Genomic DNA, 25,504 nt, shown 5'->3' on the forward strand with positions numbered 1-25,504 from the left:
GCGACCCGTCCGCCGACCCGTCCCCCGAGCTGGCGGACGCGGTCTTCGGAGCCGCTCATCTCATGCGTCACCGCGGCCCAGACGAGCCAGGGACCTGGGCTGACGACGACACCGACCCCACCGTGGTGCTGGGCTTCAACCGGCTGTCCATCATCGACATCGCCCACAGCCATCAGCCGCTGAGTTGGGGTCCGCCCGATGAGCCGGACCGCTACCAGCTGGTCTTCAACGGTGAGATCTACAACTATCTCGAATTGCGGGAGGAGTTGTCGGCGCGCCATGGTGCCGTGTTCGCCACGGACGGGGACGGCGAGGCGATCATCGCCGCGTACCACCACTGGGGCACCGAAGCCCTCCGCCGACTCCGTGGCATGTTCGCCTTCGCCCTGTGGGACGCGAAGGAGCGGGAGTTGTTCTGTGCGCGCGACCCGTTCGGCATCAAGCCGATGTTCATGGCGACCGGCGCGGGCGGCACCGTCGTCGGCAGTGAGAAGAAGAGCCTGCTCGACCTCGCTCCGGTGGCGGGCATCGACCTAAGCATCGACGAACGCGCCGTGCAGCACTACACGGTGCTGCAGTACGTGCCTGAGCCGGAAACCCTGCACCGCGGCATACGCCGGCTGGAATCTGGCAGCTATGCCCGCATTCGGCCGGGCGGCGCACCCGAGGTCACGCGATACTTCGTGCCACGGTTCAACGCGGTCCCGTTCATCGAAGGGGCCGAACAGAGCCGCTACGACGAGATCACCGCAGTGCTGGAGGATTCGGTCGCCAAGCACATGCGCGCCGACGTCACGGTGGGTGCCTTCCTGTCGGGCGGCATCGACTCGACGGCGATCGCGGCGTTGGCGATGCGGCACAACCCCCGCTTGATCACCTTCACCACCGGCTTCGAACGCGAGGGATTCTCGGAGGTCGACGTGGCGGTTGCCTCGGCCGAGGCGATCGGCGCGCGCCACGTGACCAAGGTCGTCAGCCAGGCGGAGTTCGTCGAGGCGCTGCCCGAGATCGTCTGGTACCTGGACGAACCGGTGGCAGATCCCGCCCTGGTGCCACTGTTCTTCATCGCCCGCGAGGCGCGCAAACACGTCAAGGTGGTGCTGTCGGGCGAGGGTGCCGACGAGCTGTTCGGCGGATACACGATCTACCGGGAGCCCTTGTCGCTCAAGGCATTCGACTACGTTCCCGGCCCGCTGCGCCGCTCCCTCGGCAAGGCGTCGCGGCCGCTGCCCGAGGGCATGCGTGGCAAGAGCCTGCTGCATCGCGGTTCGTTGACGCTGACGGAGCGGTACTACGGGAACGCCAGGAGTTTCTCCGACGCCCAGCTGCGGGCAGTACTGCCCGGCTTCCGTCAGGAGTGGACGCACACCGATGTGACCGCTGCCCTGTACGCCGAGTCCGACGGCTGGGACCCGGTGGCCCGCATGCAACACGTCGACCTGTTTACCTGGTTGCGCGGCGACATCCTGGTCAAGGCCGACAAGATGACGATGGCGAACTCGCTGGAATTGCGCGTGCCTTTCCTGGACCCCGAGGTGTTCGCGGTTGCGTCCCGACTCCCGTTCGATCAGAAGATCACCAGGGCCACCACGAAGTACGCGCTTCGTCGGGCGCTCGAACCGATCGTGCCTGCGCACGTTCTCAACCGCGCCAAGCTGGGCTTCCCGGTGCCGATCCGGCACTGGCTGCGCTCCGGCGAGCTGCTCGACTGGGCCCATGCGACGGTCGCTGCGTCACAAACCGGCGAGCTGATCGACCTCGACGGGGTGCGACGCATGCTCGACGAACACCGCAACGGCGCAGCCGATCACAGTCGCCGGTTGTGGACCGTGCTGATCTTCATGTTGTGGCACGCGATCTTCGTCGAGCGCAGCGTGGTGCCCAAGATCAGTGAACCGACGTATCCCGTCCAGCTGTAGGTCAGGCCAACGCGGCGGCGATTTCGGCCCCGGCCTCTTCGCCGTAGGCATCCGACAGTCGCTTGACCGCGGCATCGCGATCCCACGTCCACTCCTGTGGCCCGGTCGCCTCCAACACCAGGACGGCCACCAGTGAGGCCAATTGCGCCGAACGTTCCAGGCTCAGCCCGGCGGAGCGACCCGTCAGGAAGCCGGCGCGGAACGCGTCGCCGATGCCCGTGGGGTCGGCCTGATGGGTTTCGGGCACGACGTCGACGTGGACCACTGAGCCGTCGGCCGACACCAGGTCGACGCCCTTGGGACCCAACGTCGTGACCCGCAGGCCGATCTGGCTCATCACCTCGGCTTCGGTCCAACCCGACTTCTGCAGCAGCAGATCCCACTCGTAGTCGTTGGTGAAGAGATAGGTGGCACCGTCGATGAGCTTGCGGATCTCCTCCCCCGACAGCCGCGCCAGCTGCTGGGACGGATCCGCCGCGAAGGCGAGCCCGAGCGCGCGACACTCCTCGGTGTGCAGGAACATCGCATCGGGATCGTTGGCGCCGACGATGACCAAATCGATTGCGTCCGTGCGCGATACGACGTCGGCGAGCTTGATGTTGCGGGACTCCGACATGGCACCCGGGTAGAACGACGCGATCTGCGCCATGTCTTCGTCGGTGGTGCAGACGAACCGCGCGGTATAGGCGGACTCGGAGATCAGGACACTCTCACAGTCGACGCCGTGGTCACCGAGCCAGCTTCGGTACTCCTCGAAGTCCTTGCCCGCCGCGCCGACGAGTGCGACGTCCCCGCCGAGCACGCCGATGGCAAACGCCATGTTCCCCGCGACGCCGCCGCGGTGGATGACGAGATCGTCCACGAGGAAGCTCAGCGACACCTTCTGCAGGTGGTCGGCCAGCAACTGTTCGGAGAACTTGCCGGGGAACTTCATCAGATGGTCGGTCGCAATGGATCCGGTCACCACAATGGTCACGAATTGTTCCCCTTCATTTGGTTAAACCGTCTAGCTAAGACTAGCTCGCGGGTCGGTGCGCTAGCCTAACAACGTCATGGCTGGCCCAATTCCATACCCCGAGTCCCCGCACCCGGAATCACTGCCACAGCAGCCGTTTCCGAACGCCGGAATGCGGCCGCCAGGCCCGTTTCCCCATCCGGGGCAGGTGCCGTCGGCATATCCGGGCACATTGCCGCCGCCGGTGGACTATCCGAGGCCCCCCCGTCGGAGGCGTTTCCTGGTCATCGGTGTCGGATTGCTGGTCATCGGACTTGTTGCCGCCGTCGTGACAGTGATCGTGCTGGCTGCCCGCGGCGGCGGGGACGGGTCCGCCGCAGTGACCAATGCCTCGGCAACGACCGCCATTCAGGGGTATCTGGACGCGCTGGCCAACGGCGACGACGAAACCGTGGCGCGCAACAATTCGTGCGGATTCTTCGACGCGGTCACCGACCGGCGGTCGGACATGACGCTCGCAAATCTCACCAGCGACGCATTCCGCAGGCAATACGGCAATGCCAGGGTTTCGACCATAGACAAGATCGTGACATGGTCACCGGTTCAGTCGCAGGTGCTCTTCACGATGCGAGCCACGCCAGCGGGACGCAATCAGGGTGAGGTCGAGCGCCAAGGCATCGCCCAGCTGCTCATCCAGGACCAGAAAATCCTGGTCTGCTCGTATCTGCCGCGGAATACCGGCCAGTTCTAGCCGGTATTCAGCGGCGAAGACGACTCAGTTGAACGAGTCGCCGCAGGCGCAGGAGCCGCCGGCGTTCGGGTTGTCGATCGTGAAGCCGGTCTTCTCGATGCTGTCTACGAAGTCGATCGTGGCGCCTTGGAGGTACGGGGCGCTCATCCGGTCGACGGTCAGCGTGACACCGCTGAAATCCACGTTCAGGTCACCATCGAGCGACCGATCGTCGAACGCGAGCTCGTAGCGCAGACCTGCACAGCCGCCGGGCTGGACGGCGATGCGTAGCTTCAGGTCGTCGCGGCCCTCCTGATCCAGCAGCGACTTTGCCTTGGCTGAGGCAGCGTCGGTGAGGATGGCGCCATGAGCGGCGGTGGTAGTCGTGGTCGACTCGTCCTGAATAGTCATTCCTTCTCCCTGTGCATTGTCATGCGTCGGATACGTCAACGGTACCTTGCCGGGCCACTATTCCCGACTCTTGTCGGTTGCCCAGCGCGCGGACGTCTGCTCCGCGAGTCCCGTGAGCTGCCGCTCGGCGTCCTCGATCGCGATGTGGACCGAGCCTGCGTAGTCCGCAATCGAGTGGGCAGCGGCGATGCCCGCCGAGTCAAGGGCGCTCTCGCCGAGCGTGACCTGGCCCGCAAGTACCAGGACCGGGGTGTCGCGGGCTCCCGCGGCCAGGGCGCTGACCACCTTGCCGTGCAGCGACTGGTCGTCGAATCGGCCCTCGCCGGTGATGATCAGATCGGCCGCCGCGACGTCATCTGCCAGGCCCGTGTGCTCGGCAATGACGGCGGCACCCGATTCGCGGCGGCCACCCAGCGCCATCAGCGCCGCACCGAGGCCGCCGGCGGCCCCTGCGCCGGGCTCGCTGCGGACGTCGCGGCCCGCGGCCGCCTCGAGATCGGCGGCCCACTCGGTCAATCGGCTTTCGAGCATCTCGACGGTGGCGGGGTCGGCGCCCTTCTGAGGCCCGAACACGTGTGCCGCGCCCCGCGAGCCGAGCAGAGGATGCTCGACGTCGGTGGCAGCGATCAGATCGACACCGTCCATCCGCGCGACGGCGGCTTCGAGCCCGCCAAGCGCCTCGACCATGCCGCGGCCGCCGTCGGTGCAGGCGCTACCGCCCAGCCCGACGACCAGGCGTACGGCACCGGCCGCCAGCGCGGCATCGATGAGTTGGCCGACTCCCCTGCTGTGCGCCTCGACGGCGGTGTGCACGGTGGGTGGACCGCCGAGCAGGGCCAATCCGCACGCCTGCGCGCATTCGACGTAGGCGGTCCCCGACGCCGCGTCCAAGACCCAGTCGGCGGTGACGTCGTCGGTCAACGGGCCGCTGACCACCGCCGAGCGGCGACCACCGAACCGACTCGCCAGCACGTCGACGAACCCTGGGCCGCCATCGGACTGCGGCGCGAGTATCAGCTGGTCCTCAGGTCTGCTGCGCCGCCAGCCGGTGGCGATGGCCTCTGCCGCCTGCACCGCGGTGAGGCTATCGCCGTAACAGTCGGGAGCGATCAGCACGCGTAGCCCGTGGACCGTCATTGGTGGAGGGTAAGTGGGCTTTGGCCGGGTTGCATGTCGGAGGTGCATGTTGGGCGAGACGGCAACGGAAGTAACCTGGGAGACGTGAATCTGCTAGGTCGTAAGAAGGACACTCCCCCACCCGAGGAGAGCGACGGCTCCTCCGTCGACGGGTTGTCCGACGACGACCAGGAGGCCCGCGCCCGCGTCACCGCCCCGAAGGGTCGGCCAACGCCCAAGCGCAATCAGACCCGCAGCCGTGGCCCGGTGGCCAAGGCGCCGATGACGGCGGCCGAGGCACGCAAGCGCAAGAAGGCCGCCAAGCAGACATTGACCAAGGAAGAGCGCAAGGCCGACAAGGTCACGCGCCGTGCCGAGTTGGCCGATCGCCGCGAGAAGATGATGGCGGGCGACGACTCCTATCTACTGCCTCGCGACAAGGGTCCTCTGCGCCGTTTCGCCCGCGACGTCGTCGACGCGCGCCGCAACCTGCTCGGGCTGTTCATGCCTGCCGCGCTCGCCCTGGTCTTCGTGATGCTGTCGCTCCCGTCGGTCCAGATTCAGTACTACGTGCAGTTCGTCATGCTCGGACTGGTCGTGGTCATGGTGACCGATGGATTCTTGGTCGCCCGGCGCGTCAACAAGGCCGTCGACGCCAAGTTCCCCGACAACACCGAGAGCGGCTGGAAGTTGGGCTTCTACGCCGCCAGCCGCGCATCTCAGCTGCGTCGCATGCGGGCACCCCGCCCACAGGTCGAGCGCGGCACCAAGATCGGCTGAACCCAGTTGCGCGTCGTCGCGCTCGGCGGCATCCGATCCGGCAAGTCGCAATGGGCGGAAACGGCGATCGCCCAGGCAGCCGGCCCCAATGGACTCGTCCGGTACGTGGCAACCGGCGCCACCTCCGATGAACCCGAGTGGGCGAGCCGGGTCGCGATCCACCGGCAACGCCGACCCGACCAGTGGTCGACGGTCGAAAGCACCGATGTGGCAGCTCAATTGCGTTCAGATCACGACACCGCGACTCTCGTGGACGACATGGGCGGCTGGCTCGTCGCCGCCATGGACCGCCGCGGTGCGTGGACCGGCGGCCCGGTGACGAGCGACTTGGAAGTGGACGTCGCCGACCTCGTCGACGCGGTCGGCGCATTCCGCGGACCGCTGGCGTTGGTCAGTCCGGAAGTCGGGCTGACGGTCGTCCCTGCGACCGAGTCCGGTCGCCGGTTCGCCGACGCGTTGGGCGCGCTCAACCAACGCCTCGCGGCGGTGTGCGACCGCGTGGTGCTGGTGATCGCCGGGCAGCCGCTGACGGTCAAGGCGAACGTGTCCGACCACACGCCGTGATCGGCTCTCTCGCATCGGCTTTCGCCTTTGCCACCGTGCTGCCCGTGCGCACCCGTCGTCCCTTCGGCGGCGGCGCCCTTACCGCGCTTCCCGTGGTCGGTCTAGTGCTCGGCGGGGTCGCAGCCGCAGCAGCATGGGTCGCTGCGCAGGCATTCGGCCACGGCAATCCGCTGACGGGGATGGCCGTCGTGGCGGTTCTGCTGCTGGCGACCCGCGGCCTGCACGTCGACGGCTTCGCCGACACGGTGGACGGACTCGGCTGCTACGGACCACCGGAACGGGCGCTGGCCGTGATGCGCGACGGGCCCGCTGGCCCCTTTGGCGTCGCCGCGATCGCCGTGACCATCGTGGTGCAGGGACTGACGTTCACGATGCTCGACCCGGTCGCGATCGTGGTTGCGGTGACGGCAGGTCGGGTGGCGGTGGTGTTGGCCTGCCGCCGGTCGGTCCCCGCGGCGCCCGGTAGCACCCTGGCGTCGTTGGTCGCGGGCACCCAGCGGTGGTGGGTGGCCGCCGCATGGGTCGTCGCCCTGGTGGCCGTCGCGACCATGGCCACCAGCCGTCCGTGGCAGGGACCCATCGCCGTCATCGTGGCGCTCTCGATCACCGCGGCACTGGTGGCGCACTGCGTCCGACGGTTTGGCGGCATCACGGGCGACGTCCTCGGCGCGTGCGTCGAGCTGACCACGACCATCGCGGCACTCGGTCTGGCCGTTCGCTGAACGGTCGGCCGTTCAGTGCCTTCGGCCAGGTCGCAACCAAGAACAACCATGCCCGTATGAGTTTGGTGGATCTCGGGAGGCCTGAGGACGCCGGCGCCGGCTCCGCAAGCTGTCGCGGCCAGTCCTGAAGTCCATGGAGCGATCGTCGCGCCTCCAACGGTCCGGCGGTAGCGGTCCTGAGGCTCCGTTCACGCGCCAGAGGTCGTCAGTCGCTGGTGCCAAAGGACTCTGGCGGCCGCTGCGCACGGGCACCATAGTTCGCCTTAGACACAGGAAGGAATCATCATGCCGAAGACAGTGGTGTCGAACGGTGTCATCGCCGACGCGGTGCACCTTGCCAGCCGCGCGCCGTCATTCCACAACAGCCAACCGTGGCGATTCGTCGGTGAGGGCGCGGGAGTTCTGCAGCTGCACCTGGATCGTGATCGTCTCGTCGACACTGATTCCTCGGGCCGTCAGGCACTCATCAGCTGCGGGGCGGTACTCGACCATCTCAGGGTGGCGATGGCGGCGGCGGGCTGGGTGGCCAACGTCGACTACTTCCCGAACCCGAATGACCACACACATCTGGCGTCGATCGACTTCGTCGCAATGGCGTTCGTCACCGACGGACACCGCCGTCGGGCCGACGCAATCCTCAATCGGCGCACCGACCGCCTCCCCTTCGCAGCTCCTGCCGACTGGCACCACTTCGAGCCACTGTTGCGCCGAGCAGTCGATGACGAGCTTGCCGTACTGGACGTACTGTCCGATGATGCCCGCCCCCAACTTGCAGCGGCATCTCAGCTGACCGACGCGTTGCGTCTGTATGACTCGCCGTATCACGCCGAACTAGCATGGTGGACAGGGCCATTCGAGACGCAGGACGGCATCCCGGACAGCTCCCTCGTGACGGCGGCCGAGAGCGACCGCGTCGACATCGGCCGCAATTTTCCGGTGACCCACCATCGCGAACGACGTTCGCAGGTAACGGAGGACAGGTCGAAGGTTCTGGTTTTGTCAGCGCTCGGTGATACCCGCCGGGACATACTGACGTGCGGAGAAGCGCTGTCGGTGGCACTCCTCGAAGCCACGATGGCCGGAATGGCGACCTGCCCCCTGACCCACATGACCGAGCTCGGGGCCAGCAGCGACATCGTCGGCAATCTGACGGGACACCCTTTGCCCCAGGTGCTGATCCGTGTCGGTGTGGCACCCGCACTCGACGACTTCCCGCCGCCTACGCCGCGGCGACCGCTGCACGACGTGCTCGTGTGGAAGCCGTTGGTCGCCGAGGTGTCGCGTTGACTGCGCGAGCGCGCTGGACCGACCTGGCGAGTGACCGTCACGGAGCTCTCCAGGCGACGTGTGCCACCGGATTGGCGCTCCTCCTTTACGGTTCCCGCAAGTACTTCCGCAATTGGGGCACGACCAAGGAAGAGTCCCGGGCACGCCTTCCCGGCGACGAGCTGATGGGCCAACCGGTACTTCAGACCACCGAAGCGGTGTGGATCGAGCGCTCCGCGACCGCGGTGTGGCCATGGCTGGTGCAGATGGGTCAAGACCGCGGCGGACTGTACGGCTATGAGCTGCTGGAGAATTCGGTCGGACTACGCCATCGGAACGCCGACCGGATTCATCCGGAATGGCAGCACCTCGCCGCTGGCGACGTCATGCGTCTGGCCCCTAGAGGATGGTTGGGATTTCGCGAAGGTGTGACGCTGGCGGTGGCCGAAGTCATCGACGAGCGCGCGATCGTGCTGCGAGGAGTGCCGCCGGGAGTGCCTTGGGACACGGTGTGGTCCTTTCACCTGACTCGCGCCTTGGACGACCGGTGCCGACTCCTCGTCCGTACGCGCGTCGGGCTGCGCCATCCCGGCGAGGTGTTCCTCACCGAGATTGCCAGTCCCGTCAACGCGTTGATGACGCGTGGCATGCTGCGGGGAATCCGCAGGCGCGCCCATGACGTACCCGATCACGCACTGCGGCCGGGGATGCCGACGACACTCAAACGGACTGCGCCCTTCGTCATTCCGGGCAATCGAGGCAAGGAGTAGAACGATGAGTGTCGCATCAACCACCCGCACCGACCGGCAGATCCAAGCAGCGGTCGAAGGCGAACTCGAATGGACACCCGAGGTCGATCCAGCTGGTATCGGAGTGGCGGTCACCGGCGGTGTCGTCTCACTGTCAGGCGAGGTCGACACCTATGCCGAACGTTCCGCGGCCAACAACGCCGCACTGCGCGTCCGCGACGTGACGGCCGTCGTCAATGGCGTGACCGTGCATTCCGACTCTGCCTCCTCGGCCAGCCAGGACGACATCGGCCAGGAGGTTAATCACGCGCTGAGGTCCGCCACCAACGTCCCCGATGGCGTCAAAGCCGAGATCGACGGCCATGCCGTGACCCTCACGGGTTGCGTGGAGTGGGACTTCCAACGGAGGGCGGCCACGCGTTCGGTTCATTTCCTGAGAGGGATCTCCTCGGTGGACAATCGAATCACTTTGACCGCTCGAGTGCCTGCGTTGGACACTGCCGACGGCATCGAGAGAGCGATCATCCGCAACGCGCAGCTTGAGGAAGACACCATCAAGGTCACGGCGGCCGGTGACAAGGTCACCCTCTCGGGCACGGTGCCGTCATGGGCCGAGCGGCGACAAGCAGACCTCGCCGCGTGGTCGTCGCCTCACGTGAGTGAGGTCTACAACCACATCGTCGTCAAACCCTGATTGACCTTCGGCACCGGCGACGAGGCCAATCGTCTGCGGCCCCGCCGGGAGGCGGCTCCTAGCCTTGATTTACGCCAGTCATCACTCCCGACGTGATGGTGCGCGCGTGGCGAAGCGACGGAGAGGACGCGGCGGCGCGACCTCCGAATATCCCTGGAGCAGAAGCGTGTCCGCATTTACCATCTCGGTCACCTTTGCTCTCTCAGAGGTGAAGGGCGGTCGGCCGTCCCAACGTGCAACGATGTAGCCGGAGGACAGCCATGGTGCCAAACACGATGAACGCATGGGTGGTTCGCGAGCCGGGACCCATCGACTCCCATCCGTTGAGCTACGTGCGAAAACCGGTCCCGCAACCCGGAGCGAGCGAGTTGCTCATTCGGGTAAGCGCGTGCGGGGTGTGCCGAACCGATCTGCACGTGTGCGAGGGCGATCTGGAGGTACACCGCCCCCAGGTCACCCCTGGCCACGAGATCGTCGGAACCGTCGTCGAAGTCGGATCGGACGTGTCGACCCATTCGGTCGGCGACCGGGTGGGTGTGCCGTGGCTTCGCGAGACTTGCGGGAAGTGCCGCTTCTGTCGGCGAGGCGCAGAGAATCTCTGCCCGAACTCGCTGTTCACCGGCTGGGATGACAATGGCGGATATGCCGAATACGCGACGGCCCCCTCTGCATTCGCCTACGGCTTGCCTTTGGGATACGACGATGCCGAGCTGGCTCCACTGTTGTGTGCAGGCATCATCGGCTACCGGGCGCTGCAACGTGCGGAGCTACCCCGAGGCGGACGCCTCGGCATCTACGGCTTCGGCGGAAGCGCGCATCTGACCGCACAAGTCGCAATCGCGCAAGGCGCGACCGTACACGTGATGACCCGTGACGCCCAGGCCCAACGACTGGCCCTCGAGCTCGGTGCAGCGTCGGCGACCGACGCGTATGGCGCGCCGCCGACATCACTGGATGCCGCAATCTTGTTCGCGCCGGTAGGCGACCTGGTGCCCGTCGCCATGCGCGCTCTGGATCGTGGCGGCATTCTGTCCATCGCCGGCATTCACCTCAGCGACGTTCCGGTTCTGAGTTATGAACGAGAATTGTTCTACGAGAGGGAGATCCGTAGCGTCACCGCCAACACCCGTGCAGACGGCGAAGCCTTCCTCCGCTTCGCTGCCGACCACCACCTACGAGTGACCACTCACCGGTACCCGCTTGCTCAAGGACAGCAAGCACTCGCGGACCTGAAGGCGGGTCGCTTCGACGGCGCCGCGGTCCTTTACAACGATCCCGAGTAGCGGCGCATCTGGCTCACCCGGGCATCGTGACGCGCTGGTCTGGCGCTGGCGGCGAACGGCATGCTCACGCAGCCACTGGCGCCCAGGTGTCGGGACCGAAGATCTCGTAGTGGATGCGGGCCCCTGGCACGCCCTTCGCGAGCAAAGCCGCACGGATGCCGTGCATGAACGGTAGCGGACCGCACAGGTACACCTGAGTGTCCGCGGCGATGTCGATGTCGTCGAGATCGACCCGTCCGGAACGGATTTCGGCGGTCGATTGCCGAACGCCCATGTCTTCATACCAGCGGTGCATCACGGCATTCGGCAGTGCCGCGACCAACTCATTGAGGTGTTCGCGATGAGCGTGGGCGCTAGCAGAACGGTCCGCGTGCAGCACCGCGATTCGTCGCTGGTCGCCGGTCGCGACGAGATGGCTCAGCATGCCCATGACGGGTGTGCAGCCGATCCCTGCGGAGATCAGCAACAACGGGGCATCGTCGTCGGGCAGCACGACGTCACCGAACGGTGTCGTGACGTCGAGCACGTCGCCCTCGAACACGTTCTCGTAGAGAAAGTTCGACACCTCGCCTGTAGGCACGACCGAGCCGTCCGAGGCAAGCTGGGCGTCGATCCGCTTGACGGTGACCTTCCAGTCCCCCGCCGATGTTGCGGAGCACAGGCTGTACTGGCGAATCTGTCGAGCACCGTCCGCAAGGTGAACACCCACCGAAACATACTGGCCAGGAACGAATCCGGGAAGGCGGGTACCGTCAGCCGAAGTCACGGTGAACGAGACCGAGTCAGCCGTCTCGTTGCGACGCTCGCGGACGACGACGCGGCGCCACACGTCCCCGGCCGTGACACCCACGTCGGTATACAGCTCCTTCTCCAGCGCGATCAACGTCTCTGCCATCAGCCAGTAGAGCTCATCCCACGCGGCCGCGACGTCGGGAGTCACCGCATCACCGAGCACATCGACGATTGCTTCGAACAGGTGCGTGTGCACGATCTCGTATTGATCCGCAGTCACTCCCAGCGAGGCATGCTTGTGCGCGATCCGTCCCAAGAGCTGCCGTCCGCGCTCGGGATCGGGATCCAGCTGCAGAATCGCGAATCCAGCGACGGCGCCGGCGAGGGCCTTCTGCTGTTCACCCTGCTTCTGATTGCCGCGGTTGAACAGGTCGCGCTCGAGTTCGGGGTGCGCCGCGAACAACTTCCGGTAGAACAGCGAGGTGATCTCGTCGATCGCCGCGCCGACGGCCGGAAGGGTGGCCGCGATGACCTCTTTGGAGTGTGCCGACAACATTCTCGAGCTCCCATCGATTCAATTCTTGCCGTGCTTCTGCCCCGGCTTCAGCCTCGACTCTGGACGACATCGCCATAGCCGGCCAGGGCCATTGGCCCCCGGTCGAGATGAATTGGACCCTTGGACGTCCCAAAGTCGGCGACGAAACCCACCGACGCCTTTCGAGGTTGCGACCCCGGGATGGGCTCAGCACTCTCCATCACCGGCGGTGAGTTCGGAAGGGTCGAACGTCCTCTCGTTGAGCACAGGTGAACCGTCAGCGCGGTGGGGACTTACGCGGTCACGATTGAGGACCAAAGCCTCCTCAGCGGGGCGGTGCGGGGTCGTTAGCGTCAGCTGTGCGGGGCGACCTCGCTGCGCCACACCTCTGGAAGGACGACGATGTCCGACACACTTGTTTCCCCGCCGCCGGACACCCGGCCGACACGGGCCAGGACCGGACTGAGCATGGCCGCCCTGACTGCCATCGTCGTCGGGTCGATGATCGGCAGCGGCATCTTCGCACTGCCCTCGCAGATGGCCGCGAGTGCCGCTCCAGGGCCCCTGCTCATCGGCTGGGCCATCACCGGTGTCGGCATGCTGACCCTGGCGTTCGTCTTTCAGACCCTGGCCAGCCGCAAACCCGACGTCGACGGCGGTGTCTACGGTTATGCCCGCGCCGGTTTCGGAAACTACATCGGGTTCACGTCGGCATTCGGCTACTGGGTGTCGGCCTGGGTCGGCAACGTCGCCTATCTCGTCCTGCTGTTCTCGACGCTGGGCTACTTCTTCCCCGGATTCGAGGGCGGCGCAACCGTTCCCGCGATCATCGGCGCATCGGTCGTGCTGTGGATCGTGCACGCCATGACCCTTCGCGGTGTGCAGACCGCGGCCTTGGTCAACGTCGTGGTGACCGTCGCGAAGGTGGTCCCGATCCTGGTGTTCGTCGCGATCGCCGCAGTAGGTTTCAAGGCCGGACTGTTCTCAGCTGATTTCTGGGGCAAGGCAACGCAGATCGACGGAGCCCCGCTCGGGGACACGATGACGCAAGTCAAGAACATGATGCTGGTCACCGTGTGGGTGTTCATCGGCATCGAGGGCGCGTCCGTCTACTCCCAACGCGCCGCCAAGCGCAGGGACGTCGGCCGGGCCACGGTGCTCGGCTTCGTCGGAGTGCTGGCGCTGCTGCTCATGGTCAACCTGCTGTCCTATGGCCTGATGGCTCAGGCGAAACTCGCCGGAATGCCCGATCCGTCGATGGCAGGAGTGTTAGAGAACGAAGTTGGCAGCTGGGGCGCCGCGTTCATCTCGATGGGACTGGTCATCTCGCTGCTCGGTGCCCTGATTGCCTGGGTGATGCTGTGCGTCGAGATCCTTCGCCTGCCCGCGCTGGAACACGTGATGCCCAAGGCGTTGGCACGCGAAAACGCCCACGGCGCACCGGCCAACGCGCTGTGGCTGACCAACCTGTGCGTCCAAGCCCTGCTGCTGTGGACGCTCGCCAACGCGAGCACCTACACCAACCTGGTCTATCTGGCGACGTCGCTGATCCTGTTGCCCTACTTGTGGTCTGCGGCGTACCAGGTGTTGTTGGCGGTCCGCGGCGAGACGTACGAAGCGGGCCATGGCCGCGCCCGTGATCTCCTCATCGGCGTCGTCGCTCTGGGCTATGCGGTGTGGCTGGTCTACGCGGGAGGTTGGCAGTACCTGTTGGTAGCGGCGATGTTCTACCTCGTAGGCACCGCGCTCTACCTGTGGGCGCGTAGGGAAAGCCGTCTGCCTGCGTTCACCAAACCCGAATTCGTCGTGTTCGCCGTCGTGGCGCTGACCTCGGCCCTGGCCGTCGTGATGATGTCCACCGGCAACCTGGCCGTGCTGTGAGCACCACCGAATCCAGGCTCGGCGTCTGGTCCGAGGCCGGCCGGCTGCGGCGGGTTCTGGTCTGCGCGCCGGGTCTGGCCCATCAACGCCTCACCCCGGACAATTGTCACGAACTGCTCTTCGACGACGTCATCTGGCTGCAGCAGGCCCGCCGCGACCACTTCGACTTCGTCGCCAAGATGGTCGACCGCGGCGTCGAAGTTCTCGAGCTTCAGGATCTGCTCGCCGACGTCGTCGCGAAACCCGACGCCAGGGACTGGCTGTTGGATCACGAGGTGACCGACGATCTGGTCGGACCGGGGCTGACCCACGAGATACGGGCCTGGCTCATCGAGCAATCGCCGGATCGGTTGGCGGAGTTCCTCATCGGCGGCGTCGCCTACCAGGACGTGGTCGACGAGGTGGACAGCAGCTTCCTGTCGCTGTTCAACTCGCTGGACCCGGCCGGGTTCGTCATCCGGCCGCTGCCCAACACGCAGTTCATGCGGGACAACTCCGCATGGATCTTCGGAGGCGTCACGCTGAACCCGATGTATTGGCCGGCGCGACGCCAGGAGACGCTGCTCACCACCGCCGTCTACAAGTTCCACCCCGCCTTCGCCGACGAGAAGTACGACGTGTGGCTGGGCGACGTAGACGGACTTCCCGCCGACCACGGGCTGGCGACCCTCGAGGGCGGCGACGTGATGCCGATCGGCAAGGGACTGGTCGTGATCGGCATGGGCGAACGGTCATCTCACCAGGCGATCACGCAGGTGGCACGCAACCTGTTCGCCGCGGGCGCAGCCGAACGGGTGATCATCGCCAGGCTCCCGAAGACTCGTTCCGCCATGCACCTGGATACGGTATTCACCTTCTGTGACCGGGATCTGGTGACGGCGTACGCCCCTGTCGTCGACGGGATCGTGCCGATCAGCCTGCGGCCCGATGACTCCTCGCCATCCGGCTTGGACGTTCGCCGCGAACCGAAGGGCCTGATCGAGACGATCGGCGATGCGGTCGGGGTGAAATTCCGGGTCGTCACCACCGCCGGGGACGTCTACGGCATCCAGCGCGAGCAGTGGGACGACGGCAACAACGTCGTCGCCCTCGAGCCGGGTGTCGTCATCGGCTACGACCGCAACACCCTGACCAACACGGCGTTGCGCAAGGCGGGCGTGGAGGTGGTCACCATCGACGCCAGCGAGCTGGGCCGTGGTCGTGGTGGCGGCCGCTGCATGACGTGCCCGATCCAGCGGGACCCGCTGTACACCTGATACCGATCCCCGATCCCGAAGGAAACTTGGCCATGGCGTTCAACAACCGCAACCGCAGCCTGCTCAGCCTCGTCCATCACACCGACAGAGACCTGCACTACCTGCTTCAACTGTCCCGAGATCTCAAGCACGCGAAGTACTCCGGTGTCGCTCAGCCGCGGCTGGTGGGCAAGAACATCGCGCTGATCTTCGAGAAGAGTTCCACGCGGACGCGCTGCGCGTTCGAGGTCGCGGCGTACGACGAGGGGGCCCACGTCACCTTCATCGACCCCGCGTCCTCACAGATCGGGCACAAGGAGTCGATGAAGGACACCGCCCGGGTGCTCGGCCGGATGTACGACGCGATCGAGTACCGCGGCGCCGGTCAGGAGATCGTCGAGGAACTCGCGGAGTATGCCGGGGTGCCGGTGTTCAACGGACTCACCGACGAGTTCCACCCCACGCAGATGCTCGCCGACGTACTGACGATGACCGAGCACTGCGCCAAACCGCTGACCGACATCTCCTTCGCCTTCGTCGGCGACGGCCGCAACAACGTGGCCAACTCACTGCTGCTCGTCGCCGCCAAACTCGGCATGGACGTGCGGATCGGTGCCCCACAGGAGCTTTGGCCCGCCGAAGACCATCTCGCGATGTGTCACGACTTCGCCGCGGCGTCGGGGGCCCGGATCACCGTCACCGACGATCCGGTGAAGGCCGTGAGTGGCGTGGACTTCGTCTACACCGACGTATGGGTGTCGATGGGAGAGCCCATGGAAACATGGACTGACCGGGTCAATCTCATGCTCCCCTTCCAGGTCAACTCCGAACTCCTGGCCGCGGTAGGCAACCCGCGGGTGAAGTTCATGCACTGCCTGCCTGCGTATCACAACTCCGAGACCGAGGTCGGCGCGCAGATCGCCGCACGATACCCGCACCTGGCCAACGGGGTCGAGGTCACCGAGGACGTCTTCGAGAGCCCGGCGAACATCGCCTTCGAACAGGCCGAGAATCGGATGCACACCATCAAGGCGGTCCTAGTGGCCGCGTTGGGCTGACCTCCGTGCGGATCGTGATTGCGTTGGGCGGCAACGCCATTCTGCGGCGGGGTCAGCCCATGACGGCCGAGAACCAGCGGGCCAACGTTCGGGTGGCTGCCGAGTGCATCGCCGCGATCGCCCACGGTAACGAGATCGTCGTCGCCCACGGCAACGGCCCGCAGGTGGGGTTGCTCGCGCTGCAGGCAGCGGCATACCATGACGTGGCGCCATATCCCCTCGACGTGCTGGGTGCCCAGACCGAGGCAATGATCGGCTACGTCATCGAGCAGGAGCTCGGCAATCTGCTACCCGCCGAACAGTCACTGGCCACCATATTGACGATGATCGAGGTGGACCCCGACGACCCGGCATTCGGCAACCCCACCAAGCCGATCGGGCCGGTCTACGAACGCGAGACCGCTGAGCGGTTGGAGGCAGAAGGCGGCTGGACGATCGCGCCCGACGGAGACAAGTTCCGCCGCGTCGTCGCGAGCCCGAAACCCAAGCGGATCTTCGAGATCGGGGCGATACGGAACCTCGTCGAGCACGGCACCATCGTGATCTGCGCCGGCGGTGGCGGCATCCCGACGATGTACGACGACGGCGGCAAGCTCCACGGCGTCGAGGCCGTCATCGACAAGGATCTTGCCTCGGCGCTGCTGGCCCAACAGCTCGAGGCCGACCTGTTGGTCATCGCCACCGACGTCGACGGCGTCTACACCGACTGGGGAAAACCGGAGCAGACGAAGCTTGGCCGGGTCACTCCCGCCGAACTTGCCGGCCTGGATCTACCCGCAGGTTCGATGGGCCCGAAAGTTCAGGCCGCATGCGACTTTGCGCGCAACACCGGGAACGAAGCCGTCATCGGGTCCCTCGCCCAGATCACCGAAATCGTCGAAGGCGGAGCAGGTACGCGGGTGCGACTTCCGACGCCAACTTGCACGCCGGACAGCGATCGAGATACCGTCGCTTGAGATATCGTTCAATCCATCAATCCGTGGCGGTGGTACCCAATGCCCAACCGGTCTCCTAGCAGTACCTCGTCACCGCTGTACGAGATCAAGGCGAATCTGTTCAAGGCACTGGCCCATCCCGCCCGAATCCGGGTGTTGGAGATCCTGTCCGCGAGCACCCGCCCCACGTCGGTCAGTGAGATCTTGGCCGCCACGGAGATCGAACCGACTCTGCTGTCGCAGCACCTCGCCGTGCTCAAGCGCCACCACGTGGTCAGTGGCCGACGCGTCGGCAATGCGGTGTTCTACGAGCTGTCTCATCCGAAGATCTCCGAGCTGCTAGTGATCGCCCGTACCTTTCTCGCCGATACCCTTGTCGCCCATAAGGATCAGCTGGCGGCGTTGAAGACGCTGCCGCCGCTGGGCCCCGCCGGATGATCAGCGCGGTAGTGACCGGAATCGGTCGCCTGCTTCCGCGCCGAGGCGACTACTCCGAGCTCGGGCGGTCGTGGCGTCGCGACATCCTGGCCGGGGTCACCGTCGGCGTGATCGCCCTGCCCCTCGCATTGGCGTTCGGCATCAGCTCGGGAGTGGGCGCGGCGGCCGGGCTGGTAACCGCCATCGTCGCCGGGTTGGTGGCCGCCGTGTTCGGCGGCTCGCACGTTCAGGTTTCGGGGCCTACCGGGGCGATGGCGGTCGTACTCGCCCCCATCGTCGCGCAACACGGGCTGGGCAGTATCGCGGTGGTCACCGTGCTGGCCGGGATCATCGTGATCGTGTCGGGCATCACTGGGCTTGGCCGTGCGGTGACGTTCATACCGTGGCCGGTGATCGAGGGATTTACGTTGGGTATTGCGGCGATCATCTTCCTGCAGCAGGTCCCCGCGGCATTCGGTGCGCCCGCCCCGGCCGGGCAGCGAACCCTGCCCGCGGCCTATGGCGTGGTCGCTCACGTCGTCGAGAGCGGCGAGTGGTCGTCGTCCGCGAGAACCGTTGGCGTGGTTGCCTTCGTCGCCGTCGCGATGATCGGTCTGCCGCGGCTCCACCGCGCGATCCCGGCATCGCTGCTCGCGGTAGTCGCCGCGACTCTGCTGGTCATGGCATTTGGCATCACCGTGGCGACGATCGGCGAACTGCCCTCACATTTGCCAGGGCCCGTGCTACCCACGGCCAACCTCGCCGCCCTGCGCGCTCTGGTGGGCGCCGCCATCGCGATTGCGGCGCTCTCCGCCATCGAATCTCTACTCTCGGCCCGGGTAGCGGCAACGATGTCCCCGACCGGTCCGTACGACCCCGACCGCGAACTGGTCGGCCAAGGTCTCGCGTCGGTCGCATCCGGCATGTTCGGAGGCATGCCGGCCACCGGTGCGATCGCGCGCACCGCGGTGAACGTGCGCGCCGGCGCCCGGACCCGGATTTCGGCGATCGTGCATTCGCTAGTGCTGCTGGCAGTGGTGTACCTGGCGACCGGACCGGTGTCGGCGATCCCGTTGTCGGCGTTGGCAGGTGTGTTGATGGTGACCTCGTTCCGGATGATCTCCGCTTCGACGGTGCGACAGATCATGCGTTCGACACGCTCGGACGCTCTGACATTCATCGTGACCGCCACCGTCACCATTTGTTTCGACCTCATCGAGGCCGTCGAGATCGGCATCGTCGTCGCGGCCCTGTTCGCGCTGCGCGGGGTGGCGCGCCGGAGCAGTGTGGTCCGCGAGGAACTGCCGGGACCGCGCCGGCCGGGCGACGAGCAGATCGCCCTGCTGCGCCTCGATGGTGCGATGTTCTTTGGTGTGGCCGAGCGCATTTCGACCGCGATCATCGACTCCGAGCACCCGCACGTCACCGTCGTGATCATCCGGATGTCCCAGATGGGCATGCTCGATGCCACCGGGGCGCACACCCTGGCCGAGATCACCACCGAACTCGAAGCCCGTGGCATCACGGTGATCATCAAGGGCGTTCAGCCCGAGCACATGAATCTGCTCGCCAACGTTGGCGTGTTCGATTCGCTGCGCCACGAGAACCACCTGATGGACTCGTTGGACGAGGCCATCGTGCATGCACGTTCGCACACCGCAGCCACCTAGCTTGGGCCTGGTCGCCAGGGGATGGTTCGCGTTGGGCCGAAAGACCCTACTCGCGGACTCCTTGCGAGCGCATCCTTGACGGGACAGGAGTATTCGATGATCGAAGTACTGCCAGGCATGCCACAGGGAGTCACCGGGATTCGCGTGTCGGGTCGGCTCGATGGTGACGACCTGCGCGAGTTCAAGCCGACCATGGAGGCGCTGGTCCATACCGATGAGATCAGGATCGTCGAGGTCATCGCGTCCGACTACGAGGGATTCGGGCCCGGCGGGCTGGTTGAGGATCTGAGGCTGGGCTTCGGTGGTCTTCTCCGACATCATTCGGCCTTCAAACGCATTGCGATCGTGTCCGACAAGCCGTGGGTGGTTCACACGCTGCATGCGCTGGCCTGGATGGTCCCCGGCGAGCTCGCCGTGTTCGGCCTCGACGAGCTCGATCGGGCCACGGAGTGGGCTGCCGGCTAGGCGTAGGACTTTCGTCCCACGCCTAGATTCACTCCGCCCGCGTTACCGACGGCGTTCGTCGTGATCCGCCGAGAACCGACAGGCCCCGCACCGCGTCCTCGATCCCCCTGGCGAGAGCATCGACGTCTGGTGCGCTGTCGTAGTCGGCGATGATTCCGAAGCAGAACCGGTCGGCGTAGCTGAGCATCGCGATCCCGGTGCGCAAGTGAAGCGCGATCGGAGGTACGGGCAGCACCTCCAGCACGTCCCGGCCCATCAGCCGCTGCTGCTCGCGGGGCCCAGGCACGTTGGTGGCCAAGGCGGTCACCGATCGTTGGGGAAGCCGGGTCAGAAGTCGAATAGTCCACGCCGAGAACGCAAAAGGGATGCTCCTGGCAGCCGAGAAGACGGCGTTGCCGCCTTCCCGTTGCCCGCTTCCCTTGGCCAGGGTCAACCGTTCGTGCACGATCTCCAACTGCCTGACCGGGTCGGGTTCGTCGACCGGCAACAACGGCAACATGGCCGACACCCTGTTGTCGGTCACGTCCAAGTCGTCGACCGAACGCATGGACACGGGAACCAGCGTGCGCAACGCATCGTGGCCCGGCGTCTCGCCGCGTTCGATCAACATGGCGCGGTAGCTGTTGGTGATCGCCGCCAGCGCGACGTCGTTGAGGCTTACGTCGAAGTCACGGCACACCTGCTTCATCACGGCGATGTCCACCCGGGCGGCACTGTAGCGACGCATCGTCGCGATGGGTCCGTTCAGCGATGACTCCGGGGGCGGTGCCAGCACACCGGCCGCCAGTTCGGCGGCACCCACCACCGCGTGCTCGACGGCGCTGGTGGCGGCGAGCGTCGCTCGCCAGACATCGGTGATCCAGTTCAGCGGATTCAGCCTTGGCCGCAGCAGGCCGAAGACCGAGCTACCGGATTCCTGGGCGCGGATCGTAGTCGCGAACGTCTCACCTGCGCCGCCATCGCTGAGCTTGGCCAGCATCTGCGTAGTGGCAATGCCGTCGGCGATGCAGTGGTGGATCTTCATCAACAGCGCCCACCGATCGTCGGCGAGCCCTTCGATGATCCAGCATTCCCACAGCGGACGCTCGCGGTCCAGCCGTCGCTCCATGATCGTGGCGATCGTCGCGAACAGCTCGGCGTCATCGCCAGGTTTCGGCAACGCGACATGATGGAGGTGATGTTCGATGTCGAAGTTGGGATCGTCCACCCATTCGGGTGAGCCGAGGTCGAACGAATGCGTGCGCAGCACCTGGGTGCAGCGTGGAATGCCCTGTGCCCGTTCGGCGAACGCCGTCACCACATCCCCGTAGTCAGGAGGTGGTCCGCTCATGATCGACACGCCTCCCACCGCCAGACTCACATGGGGGTCGGAATCCTCGGCTTGCAGAAAACTGGCGTCCAGGGTCGTGAGGTGGTCCATGCGGCGACTATGCGCTCCATGGCTGTCGAGACGACAGGGCCGCAAGTCCTCAACCGGTGTGCCCAAGGCCGCAGGGACTGTCGGTGTGACTCGGGTCCAACGGCAGCCCCCGAGGGACTTACGGCCATTAACGTCGGCCGATCTGGTCCCTAGCGTCACAGCTGAACCGAAAGCGGGTGATCGTCGTGACGCCACCAACGCCCGACATCGACAACTCACGCCCGACATCGATCGTCACGGTGACGATGAATCCGGCACTCGACATCGCCACCAGCACCGACGTTGTCATGCCCACCGACAAGATCCGTTGCGACGCAGCGCGCTACGATCCCGGCGGCGGCGGGATCAACGTCGCTCGAGTCGCGCATGCGCTCGGCGCTGCGGTGGTGGCGATGTTTCCGGCGGGCGGCGCCAGCGGCGACCTCGTCACCGAGATGCTCGATGCCGCAGGCCTGCCACTGCAGCGGATCCGCATCGCCGAGGCGACGCGAGAGAGCTTCACCGTCAACGAGTGCCGCACGGAGCGGCAGTACCGGTTCGTGCTGCCCGGGCCCGCCCTCAGTCCTGCTGAGCAGGAGGAGTGCCTGAATCAGCTCCGCGCACTTGCGGCGTCGGCCGACTACGTGGTCGCTAGCGGCAGCCTGCCGCCCGATGTCTCACCGGATTTCTACAACCGCATCGCCGACGTGTGCGCGGAACTGGACACCCGTCTGATCCTCGATACCTCCGGCAGCGGTTTGCGCCACCTCGTGGGCAGCAAGGTGTTCCTACTCAAACCCAGCGTCCGTGAGCTACGTGAATGCGTCGGACGCGAGTTACGCGACGAAGCGGAACAGGTGGCGGCCGCTCGAGAACTCATCGCGCGTGGGTGCGCGCGCAACGTCCTGGTGTCGCTGGGTTCCCAGGGCGCCCTGCTCGTCACCGCCAAAGGCGCTCAGCGCTATCCGGCGGTCACGGTACCTCCGGGCAGCGGTGTCGGGGCAGGCGATGCGATGGTTGCGGGGATCACCGTCGGGCTCGGTGGCGGCTGGCCGCTCCAAAAGTCGATCCGACTTGGCATCGCCGCGGGCGCGGCCATGTTGATGACACCGGGAACGGCGAGCTGCACGCGTGCCGACGTCGAGCAGTTGTTCGACTGCACTCCGGAACCGATCGAGCTGGCGACGGGTGCCGCGAACCGCTTACGGCGACAACGGTTCAGAAGTCCTACAGCGTAGACGCGACGAGATCGGTCAGGTCGACGAGCCGGTGGGCGTAACCCCACTCGTTGTCGTACCAGCCGACGATCTTCACCAGATTGCCCGTTACCTTGGTGAGTCCGGAGTCGAAGATGCACGACGAGGGGTCGGTCACGATATCGGACGAAACGATGGGATCCTCTGTGTACGTGAGGTAGCCCTTGAGCTCCCCGTCTGCGGCGGCGTAGAACGCGGCGTTGACGGCCTCGGCCGTGGCTGGTTCCCGGACGATGGCGGTGAGGTCGGTAGCCGAACCCGTGGGTACCGGCACGCGCAACGCGTACCCGTCGAGGCGACCCTCGAGCTGCGGTAGCACCAGGCTGATCGCCTTCGCCGCGCCGGTGGACGTGGGCACTACGTTGATCGCCGCCGCACGTGCCCTGCGAAGGTCCCGGTGCGGACCGTCCTGCAGGTTCTGGTCGGGGGTGTACGCGTGGATGGTGGTCATCAAGCCGCGCTCGATGCCGAACACGTCGTCGAGCACCTTGGCCATCGGCGCCAGGCAGTTGGTCGTGCAGGACGCGTTCGAGACGACGGTCTGCGAACCGTCGTAGTCGCGGTGGTTGACACCCATGACGACCGTAAGGTCCGCCCCCGTCGACTTCGCCGAAACCACAACCTTCTTCGCGCCGCCGTGTAGATGACCGCGGGCCTGCTCTGCGGCGGTGAACCGACCGGTCGACTCGATGACCACGTCGACACCGAGGTCGCCCCACGGCAGCGCCGCCGGGCCGTCGGTGATCGACCACGCCTTGATCCGCCGCGCGCCCACCACGAGGTCGTCGCCATCGACGGACACGTCGTACGGAAGGCGTCCGAGCACCGAGTCGTACTTGAGCAAGTGCGCCAGAGTTCTGTTGTCGGTGAGGTCGTTCACCGCCACGATCTCGACGTCGGTGGCACCCGCGGCCTGTTGTACCTCTACCGCGCGGAAGAAGTTTCGGCCGACCCGGCCAAAGCCGTTCACGCCAACCCGGATCACCATGTCGTCTCCTCAAGAGCTTCGGTGCGACTACCGCATCGGTCGTCTACCACCAGAAGTCTGACCACCCGCGCCGTCGAGCAGTAGGGCACGAGGTCCCTCCGCTCATTGGGCTCCCATTCGAGTGACCTTCGGCCCTGTCTCCTCACGTGTCGTCATGGGAGGTTGGCAGCTGTGGAGCAGTACGCAGCTGGTACGCCCACGACCACGAGAGGACAGGTCATGGGTACGTCTCAGTACGTCCGATTCTTCGAGGACTTCGGCATCGACGACGTGCCTCTCGTCGGCGGAAAGAACGCCTCCCTCGGCGAGATGTTCCAGAAGCTGTCCGGAAAGGGCATCCGCGTCCCACACGGGTTCGCCATCACCGCCGCGGCCTACCGCCACATGTTGGACGAGGCAGGTGCCTGGGGGCGCCTACACGCCGAACTCGACGATCTCGACCCCGACGACGTCGCCGCGCTGGCGCGAAAGGCCAAGGCAGCCCGGGAGATCGTCTACGGCGCAGGCCTCCCCAACGACCTGACCTCCGCGATTCTGGACGGCTACCGCGCGCTGCAGCAGGAGTACGGCGATGAAGTGAGCCTTGCCGTCCGGAGCTCGGCGACCGCCGAGGATCTCCCGACGGCGAGCTTCGCAGGACAGCAGGATTCCTATCTCAACATCAAGGGCGAGGAGAGCCTGCTCGATACCTGTCGTCGTTGTTTCGCAAGCCTTTTCACCGATCGCGCGATCCATTACCGGATCGATCAGGGCTTCGATCACTTCAAGGTTTCGCTGTCGATCGGCGTGATGAAGATGGTGCGCTCCGACATCGCTTCCTCCGGCGTGATGTTCTCACTCGACACCGAGTCGGGCTTTCGCGACACCGTCTTCGTGACGGGCGCCTACGGGCTCGGCGAGAACGTGGTTCAGGGCGCCGTCGACCCCGATGAGTTCTACGTCCACAAGCCCACCTACCTCGCCGGCCACCGTGCGGTGTTGCGTCGCCTCCTCGGTGACAAGGCCGTGAAGATGATCCTCGTCGACGGCGAGACCAAGAACACGACGCGAAACATCCCCACCCCGAAGGCCGATCGCGCCCGCTTCTGCCTCACCGATTCCGACGTTCTGGAACTGGCCGGCTACGCGTGCACCATCGAGCAGCACTACGGCAGGCCGATGGACATGGAGTGGGCCAAGGACGGCGTCGACGAAAAGCTCTACATCGTCCAGGCACGCCCCGAGACGGTGGCCTCCCAGCACAGCGTGACGGCGCTCGAGACCTATGTGCTCGAAGGTCGGAGCGAGATCCTCGCCGAAGGCCGCTCGGTCGGCGAGCGGATCGCCTCGGGTGCGGTGAAGCGCATCGAAAACCTCACGCAGCTGGCGGAATTCAGACCGGGCCAGGTACTCGTCGCCGACACCACGACACCCGACTGGGAGCCGGTCATGAAGACCGCTGCAGCGATCGTGACCAACCGCGGGGGGCGCACCTGTCACGCAGCGATCATTGCCCGCGAACTCGGCATCCCAGCAGTGGTGGGGACCGGCGATGCCACCACGTGCGTCCCCGACGGCGCCGTGGTGACGGTGTCGTGCGCCGAGGGCGACTCGGGTCACGTGTACGAGGGCCCGATGAAGTTCCACGTGGACCGCACCGAGGTGGGTGACTTGCCGCGGCCGCGGACCCAGATCATGCTCAACCTAGGGAACCCCGACCTGGCGTTCAAGACGTCGTTTCTGCCCAACGACGGTGTCGGACTTG

At 66.0% G+C, this 25,504-nt stretch carries 24 protein-coding genes; 18 read left to right on the forward strand and 6 right to left on the reverse strand.

Features of this window, described 5'->3' with window-relative positions; translation table 11 throughout:
- Nucleotides 1–29 precede the first annotated feature (29 nt).
- A complete protein-coding gene (asnB, locus tag QOD90_RS23235) occupies nt 30–1,919 on the forward strand; it encodes an asparagine synthase (glutamine-hydrolyzing) (protein WP_526353532.1) in 1,890 nt (629 codons plus the stop codon).
- Nucleotide 1,920: 1 nt separating this feature from the next.
- Here the strand turns inward: asnB and QOD90_RS23240 are convergent, their stop codons facing one another.
- Nucleotides 1,921–2,895 carry a carbohydrate kinase family protein gene (locus QOD90_RS23240; RefSeq protein ID WP_526353492.1) on the reverse strand — a complete coding sequence of 325 codons (975 nt, stop codon included), beginning with the start codon at nt 2,893–2,895 and terminating at the stop codon, nt 1,921–1,923.
- 76 nt (nt 2,896–2,971) lie between these two features.
- Between QOD90_RS23240 and QOD90_RS23245 the strand changes: the two genes are divergently transcribed.
- Nucleotides 2,972–3,625 carry an Rv0361 family membrane protein gene (locus QOD90_RS23245; RefSeq protein WP_526353494.1) on the forward strand — a complete coding sequence of 218 codons (654 nt, stop codon included), beginning with the start codon at nt 2,972–2,974 and terminating at the stop codon, nt 3,623–3,625.
- Nucleotides 3,626–3,649: 24 nt separating this feature from the next.
- Here the strand turns inward: QOD90_RS23245 and QOD90_RS23250 are convergent, their stop codons facing one another.
- Together QOD90_RS23250 and QOD90_RS23255 are read right to left on the reverse strand one after the other, a co-directional pair.
- The gene (locus tag QOD90_RS23250; protein ID WP_526353496.1) at nt 3,650–4,015 is read right to left on the reverse strand and encodes a HesB/IscA family protein; all 366 of its coding nucleotides are present in this window, start codon (nt 4,013–4,015) and stop codon (nt 3,650–3,652) included.
- 57 nt (nt 4,016–4,072) lie between these two features.
- Nucleotides 4,073–5,152 (reverse strand): glycerate kinase, encoded by a 1,080-nt coding sequence (locus QOD90_RS23255; RefSeq protein WP_526353498.1) that lies wholly within the window; start codon nt 5,150–5,152, stop codon nt 4,073–4,075.
- 84 nt (nt 5,153–5,236) lie between these two features.
- On the opposite strand from QOD90_RS23255, the gene QOD90_RS23260 reads away from it, so the two are divergent.
- The 7 genes from QOD90_RS23260 to QOD90_RS23290 all read left to right on the forward strand — a co-directional run bounded on the left by QOD90_RS23260 (nt 5,237) and on the right by QOD90_RS23290 (nt 11,189).
- A complete protein-coding gene (locus QOD90_RS23260; RefSeq protein ID WP_526353500.1) occupies nt 5,237–5,911 on the forward strand; it encodes a DUF3043 domain-containing protein in 675 nt (224 codons plus the stop codon).
- Nucleotides 5,912–5,917: 6 nt separating this feature from the next.
- Nucleotides 5,918–6,475 carry a bifunctional adenosylcobinamide kinase/adenosylcobinamide-phosphate guanylyltransferase gene (locus QOD90_RS23265; protein ID WP_526353502.1) on the forward strand — a complete coding sequence of 186 codons (558 nt, stop codon included), beginning with the start codon at nt 5,918–5,920 and terminating at the stop codon, nt 6,473–6,475.
- Entirely contained in the window at nt 6,472–7,197 is a 726-nt protein-coding gene (locus QOD90_RS23270; RefSeq protein WP_526353503.1) for an adenosylcobinamide-GDP ribazoletransferase, read from the forward strand. Before QOD90_RS23265 ends, QOD90_RS23270 begins: the two co-directional genes overlap by 4 nt.
- A 285-nt stretch (nt 7,198–7,482) precedes the next feature.
- Nucleotides 7,483–8,484, forward strand: a complete 1,002-nt coding sequence (locus QOD90_RS23275; protein ID WP_526353505.1) for an Acg family FMN-binding oxidoreductase — start codon at nt 7,483–7,485, stop codon at nt 8,482–8,484.
- A gap of 71 nt (nt 8,485–8,555) precedes the next feature.
- Nucleotides 8,556–9,233 (forward strand): SRPBCC family protein, encoded by a 678-nt coding sequence (locus QOD90_RS23280; RefSeq protein ID WP_526353533.1) that lies wholly within the window; start codon nt 8,556–8,558, stop codon nt 9,231–9,233.
- A 4-nt stretch (nt 9,234–9,237) separates the two neighbouring features.
- The gene (locus tag QOD90_RS23285) at nt 9,238–9,906 is read left to right on the forward strand and encodes a BON domain-containing protein (RefSeq protein ID WP_526353507.1); all 669 of its coding nucleotides are present in this window, start codon (nt 9,238–9,240) and stop codon (nt 9,904–9,906) included.
- 260 nt (nt 9,907–10,166) lie between these two features.
- Complete coding sequence (locus QOD90_RS23290; RefSeq protein WP_526353509.1) at nt 10,167–11,189, forward strand: zinc-binding alcohol dehydrogenase family protein; 1,023 nt, start codon at nt 10,167–10,169, stop codon at nt 11,187–11,189.
- Nucleotides 11,190–11,253: 64 nt separating this feature from the next.
- On the opposite strand, the gene QOD90_RS23295 is transcribed toward QOD90_RS23290, so the two are convergent.
- Nucleotides 11,254–12,477 (reverse strand): globin domain-containing protein, encoded by a 1,224-nt coding sequence (locus QOD90_RS23295; protein WP_526353511.1) that lies wholly within the window; start codon nt 12,475–12,477, stop codon nt 11,254–11,256.
- Between the two features lie 381 nt (nt 12,478–12,858).
- Between QOD90_RS23295 and arcD the strand changes: the two genes are divergently transcribed.
- The 7 genes from arcD to QOD90_RS23330 all read left to right on the forward strand — a co-directional run bounded on the left by arcD (nt 12,859) and on the right by QOD90_RS23330 (nt 20,117).
- Nucleotides 12,859–14,337, forward strand: a complete 1,479-nt coding sequence (arcD, locus tag QOD90_RS23300; protein WP_526353512.1) for an arginine-ornithine antiporter — start codon at nt 12,859–12,861, stop codon at nt 14,335–14,337.
- Complete coding sequence (locus tag QOD90_RS23305; RefSeq protein WP_526353514.1) at nt 14,334–15,593, forward strand: arginine deiminase; 1,260 nt, start codon at nt 14,334–14,336, stop codon at nt 15,591–15,593. Before arcD ends, QOD90_RS23305 begins: the two co-directional genes overlap by 4 nt.
- A 32-nt stretch (nt 15,594–15,625) precedes the next feature.
- Nucleotides 15,626–16,630 carry an ornithine carbamoyltransferase gene (locus tag QOD90_RS23310; RefSeq protein WP_526353516.1) on the forward strand — a complete coding sequence of 335 codons (1,005 nt, stop codon included), beginning with the start codon at nt 15,626–15,628 and terminating at the stop codon, nt 16,628–16,630.
- Nucleotides 16,631–16,635: 5 nt separating this feature from the next.
- Nucleotides 16,636–17,586: a carbamate kinase gene (arcC, locus tag QOD90_RS23315; protein WP_526353518.1), complete on the forward strand. Its 951-nt coding sequence runs from the start codon at nt 16,636–16,638 to the stop codon at nt 17,584–17,586.
- A gap of 39 nt (nt 17,587–17,625) precedes the next feature.
- Nucleotides 17,626–18,003 carry an ArsR/SmtB family transcription factor gene (locus tag QOD90_RS23320; RefSeq protein ID WP_526353520.1) on the forward strand — a complete coding sequence of 126 codons (378 nt, stop codon included), beginning with the start codon at nt 17,626–17,628 and terminating at the stop codon, nt 18,001–18,003.
- Between the two features lie 20 nt (nt 18,004–18,023).
- Nucleotides 18,024–19,652 carry a SulP family inorganic anion transporter gene (locus QOD90_RS23325; RefSeq protein ID WP_526353535.1) on the forward strand — a complete coding sequence of 543 codons (1,629 nt, stop codon included), beginning with the start codon at nt 18,024–18,026 and terminating at the stop codon, nt 19,650–19,652.
- Between the two features lie 96 nt (nt 19,653–19,748).
- Nucleotides 19,749–20,117 (forward strand): STAS/SEC14 domain-containing protein, encoded by a 369-nt coding sequence (locus QOD90_RS23330; RefSeq protein WP_526353522.1) that lies wholly within the window; start codon nt 19,749–19,751, stop codon nt 20,115–20,117.
- A 28-nt stretch (nt 20,118–20,145) separates the two neighbouring features.
- Here the strand turns inward: QOD90_RS23330 and QOD90_RS23335 are convergent, their stop codons facing one another.
- Entirely contained in the window at nt 20,146–21,537 is a 1,392-nt protein-coding gene (locus tag QOD90_RS23335; protein WP_526353524.1) for a WS/DGAT/MGAT family O-acyltransferase, read from the reverse strand.
- A 185-nt stretch (nt 21,538–21,722) separates the two neighbouring features.
- Between QOD90_RS23335 and QOD90_RS23340 the strand changes: the two genes are divergently transcribed.
- A complete protein-coding gene (locus QOD90_RS23340) occupies nt 21,723–22,754 on the forward strand; it encodes a 1-phosphofructokinase family hexose kinase (protein ID WP_526353526.1) in 1,032 nt (343 codons plus the stop codon).
- Here QOD90_RS23340 and gap read toward each other — a convergent pair.
- Entirely contained in the window at nt 22,744–23,760 is a 1,017-nt protein-coding gene (gene gap / locus QOD90_RS23345; protein WP_526353528.1) for a type I glyceraldehyde-3-phosphate dehydrogenase, read from the reverse strand. The two genes, QOD90_RS23340 and gap, sit on opposite strands and share 11 nt — an antisense overlap.
- A 219-nt stretch (nt 23,761–23,979) precedes the next feature.
- On the opposite strand from gap, the gene ppsA reads away from it, so the two are divergent.
- Nucleotides 23,980–25,504: phosphoenolpyruvate synthase (gene ppsA, locus QOD90_RS23350; protein ID WP_526353530.1), on the forward strand; the 1,525-nt coding region annotated here is incomplete at its 3' end.

Origin of the sequence: Mycobacterium sp., assembly GCF_032161845.1 — a bacterium.
GTDB lineage: Bacteria > Actinomycetota > Actinomycetes > Mycobacteriales > Mycobacteriaceae > Mycobacterium.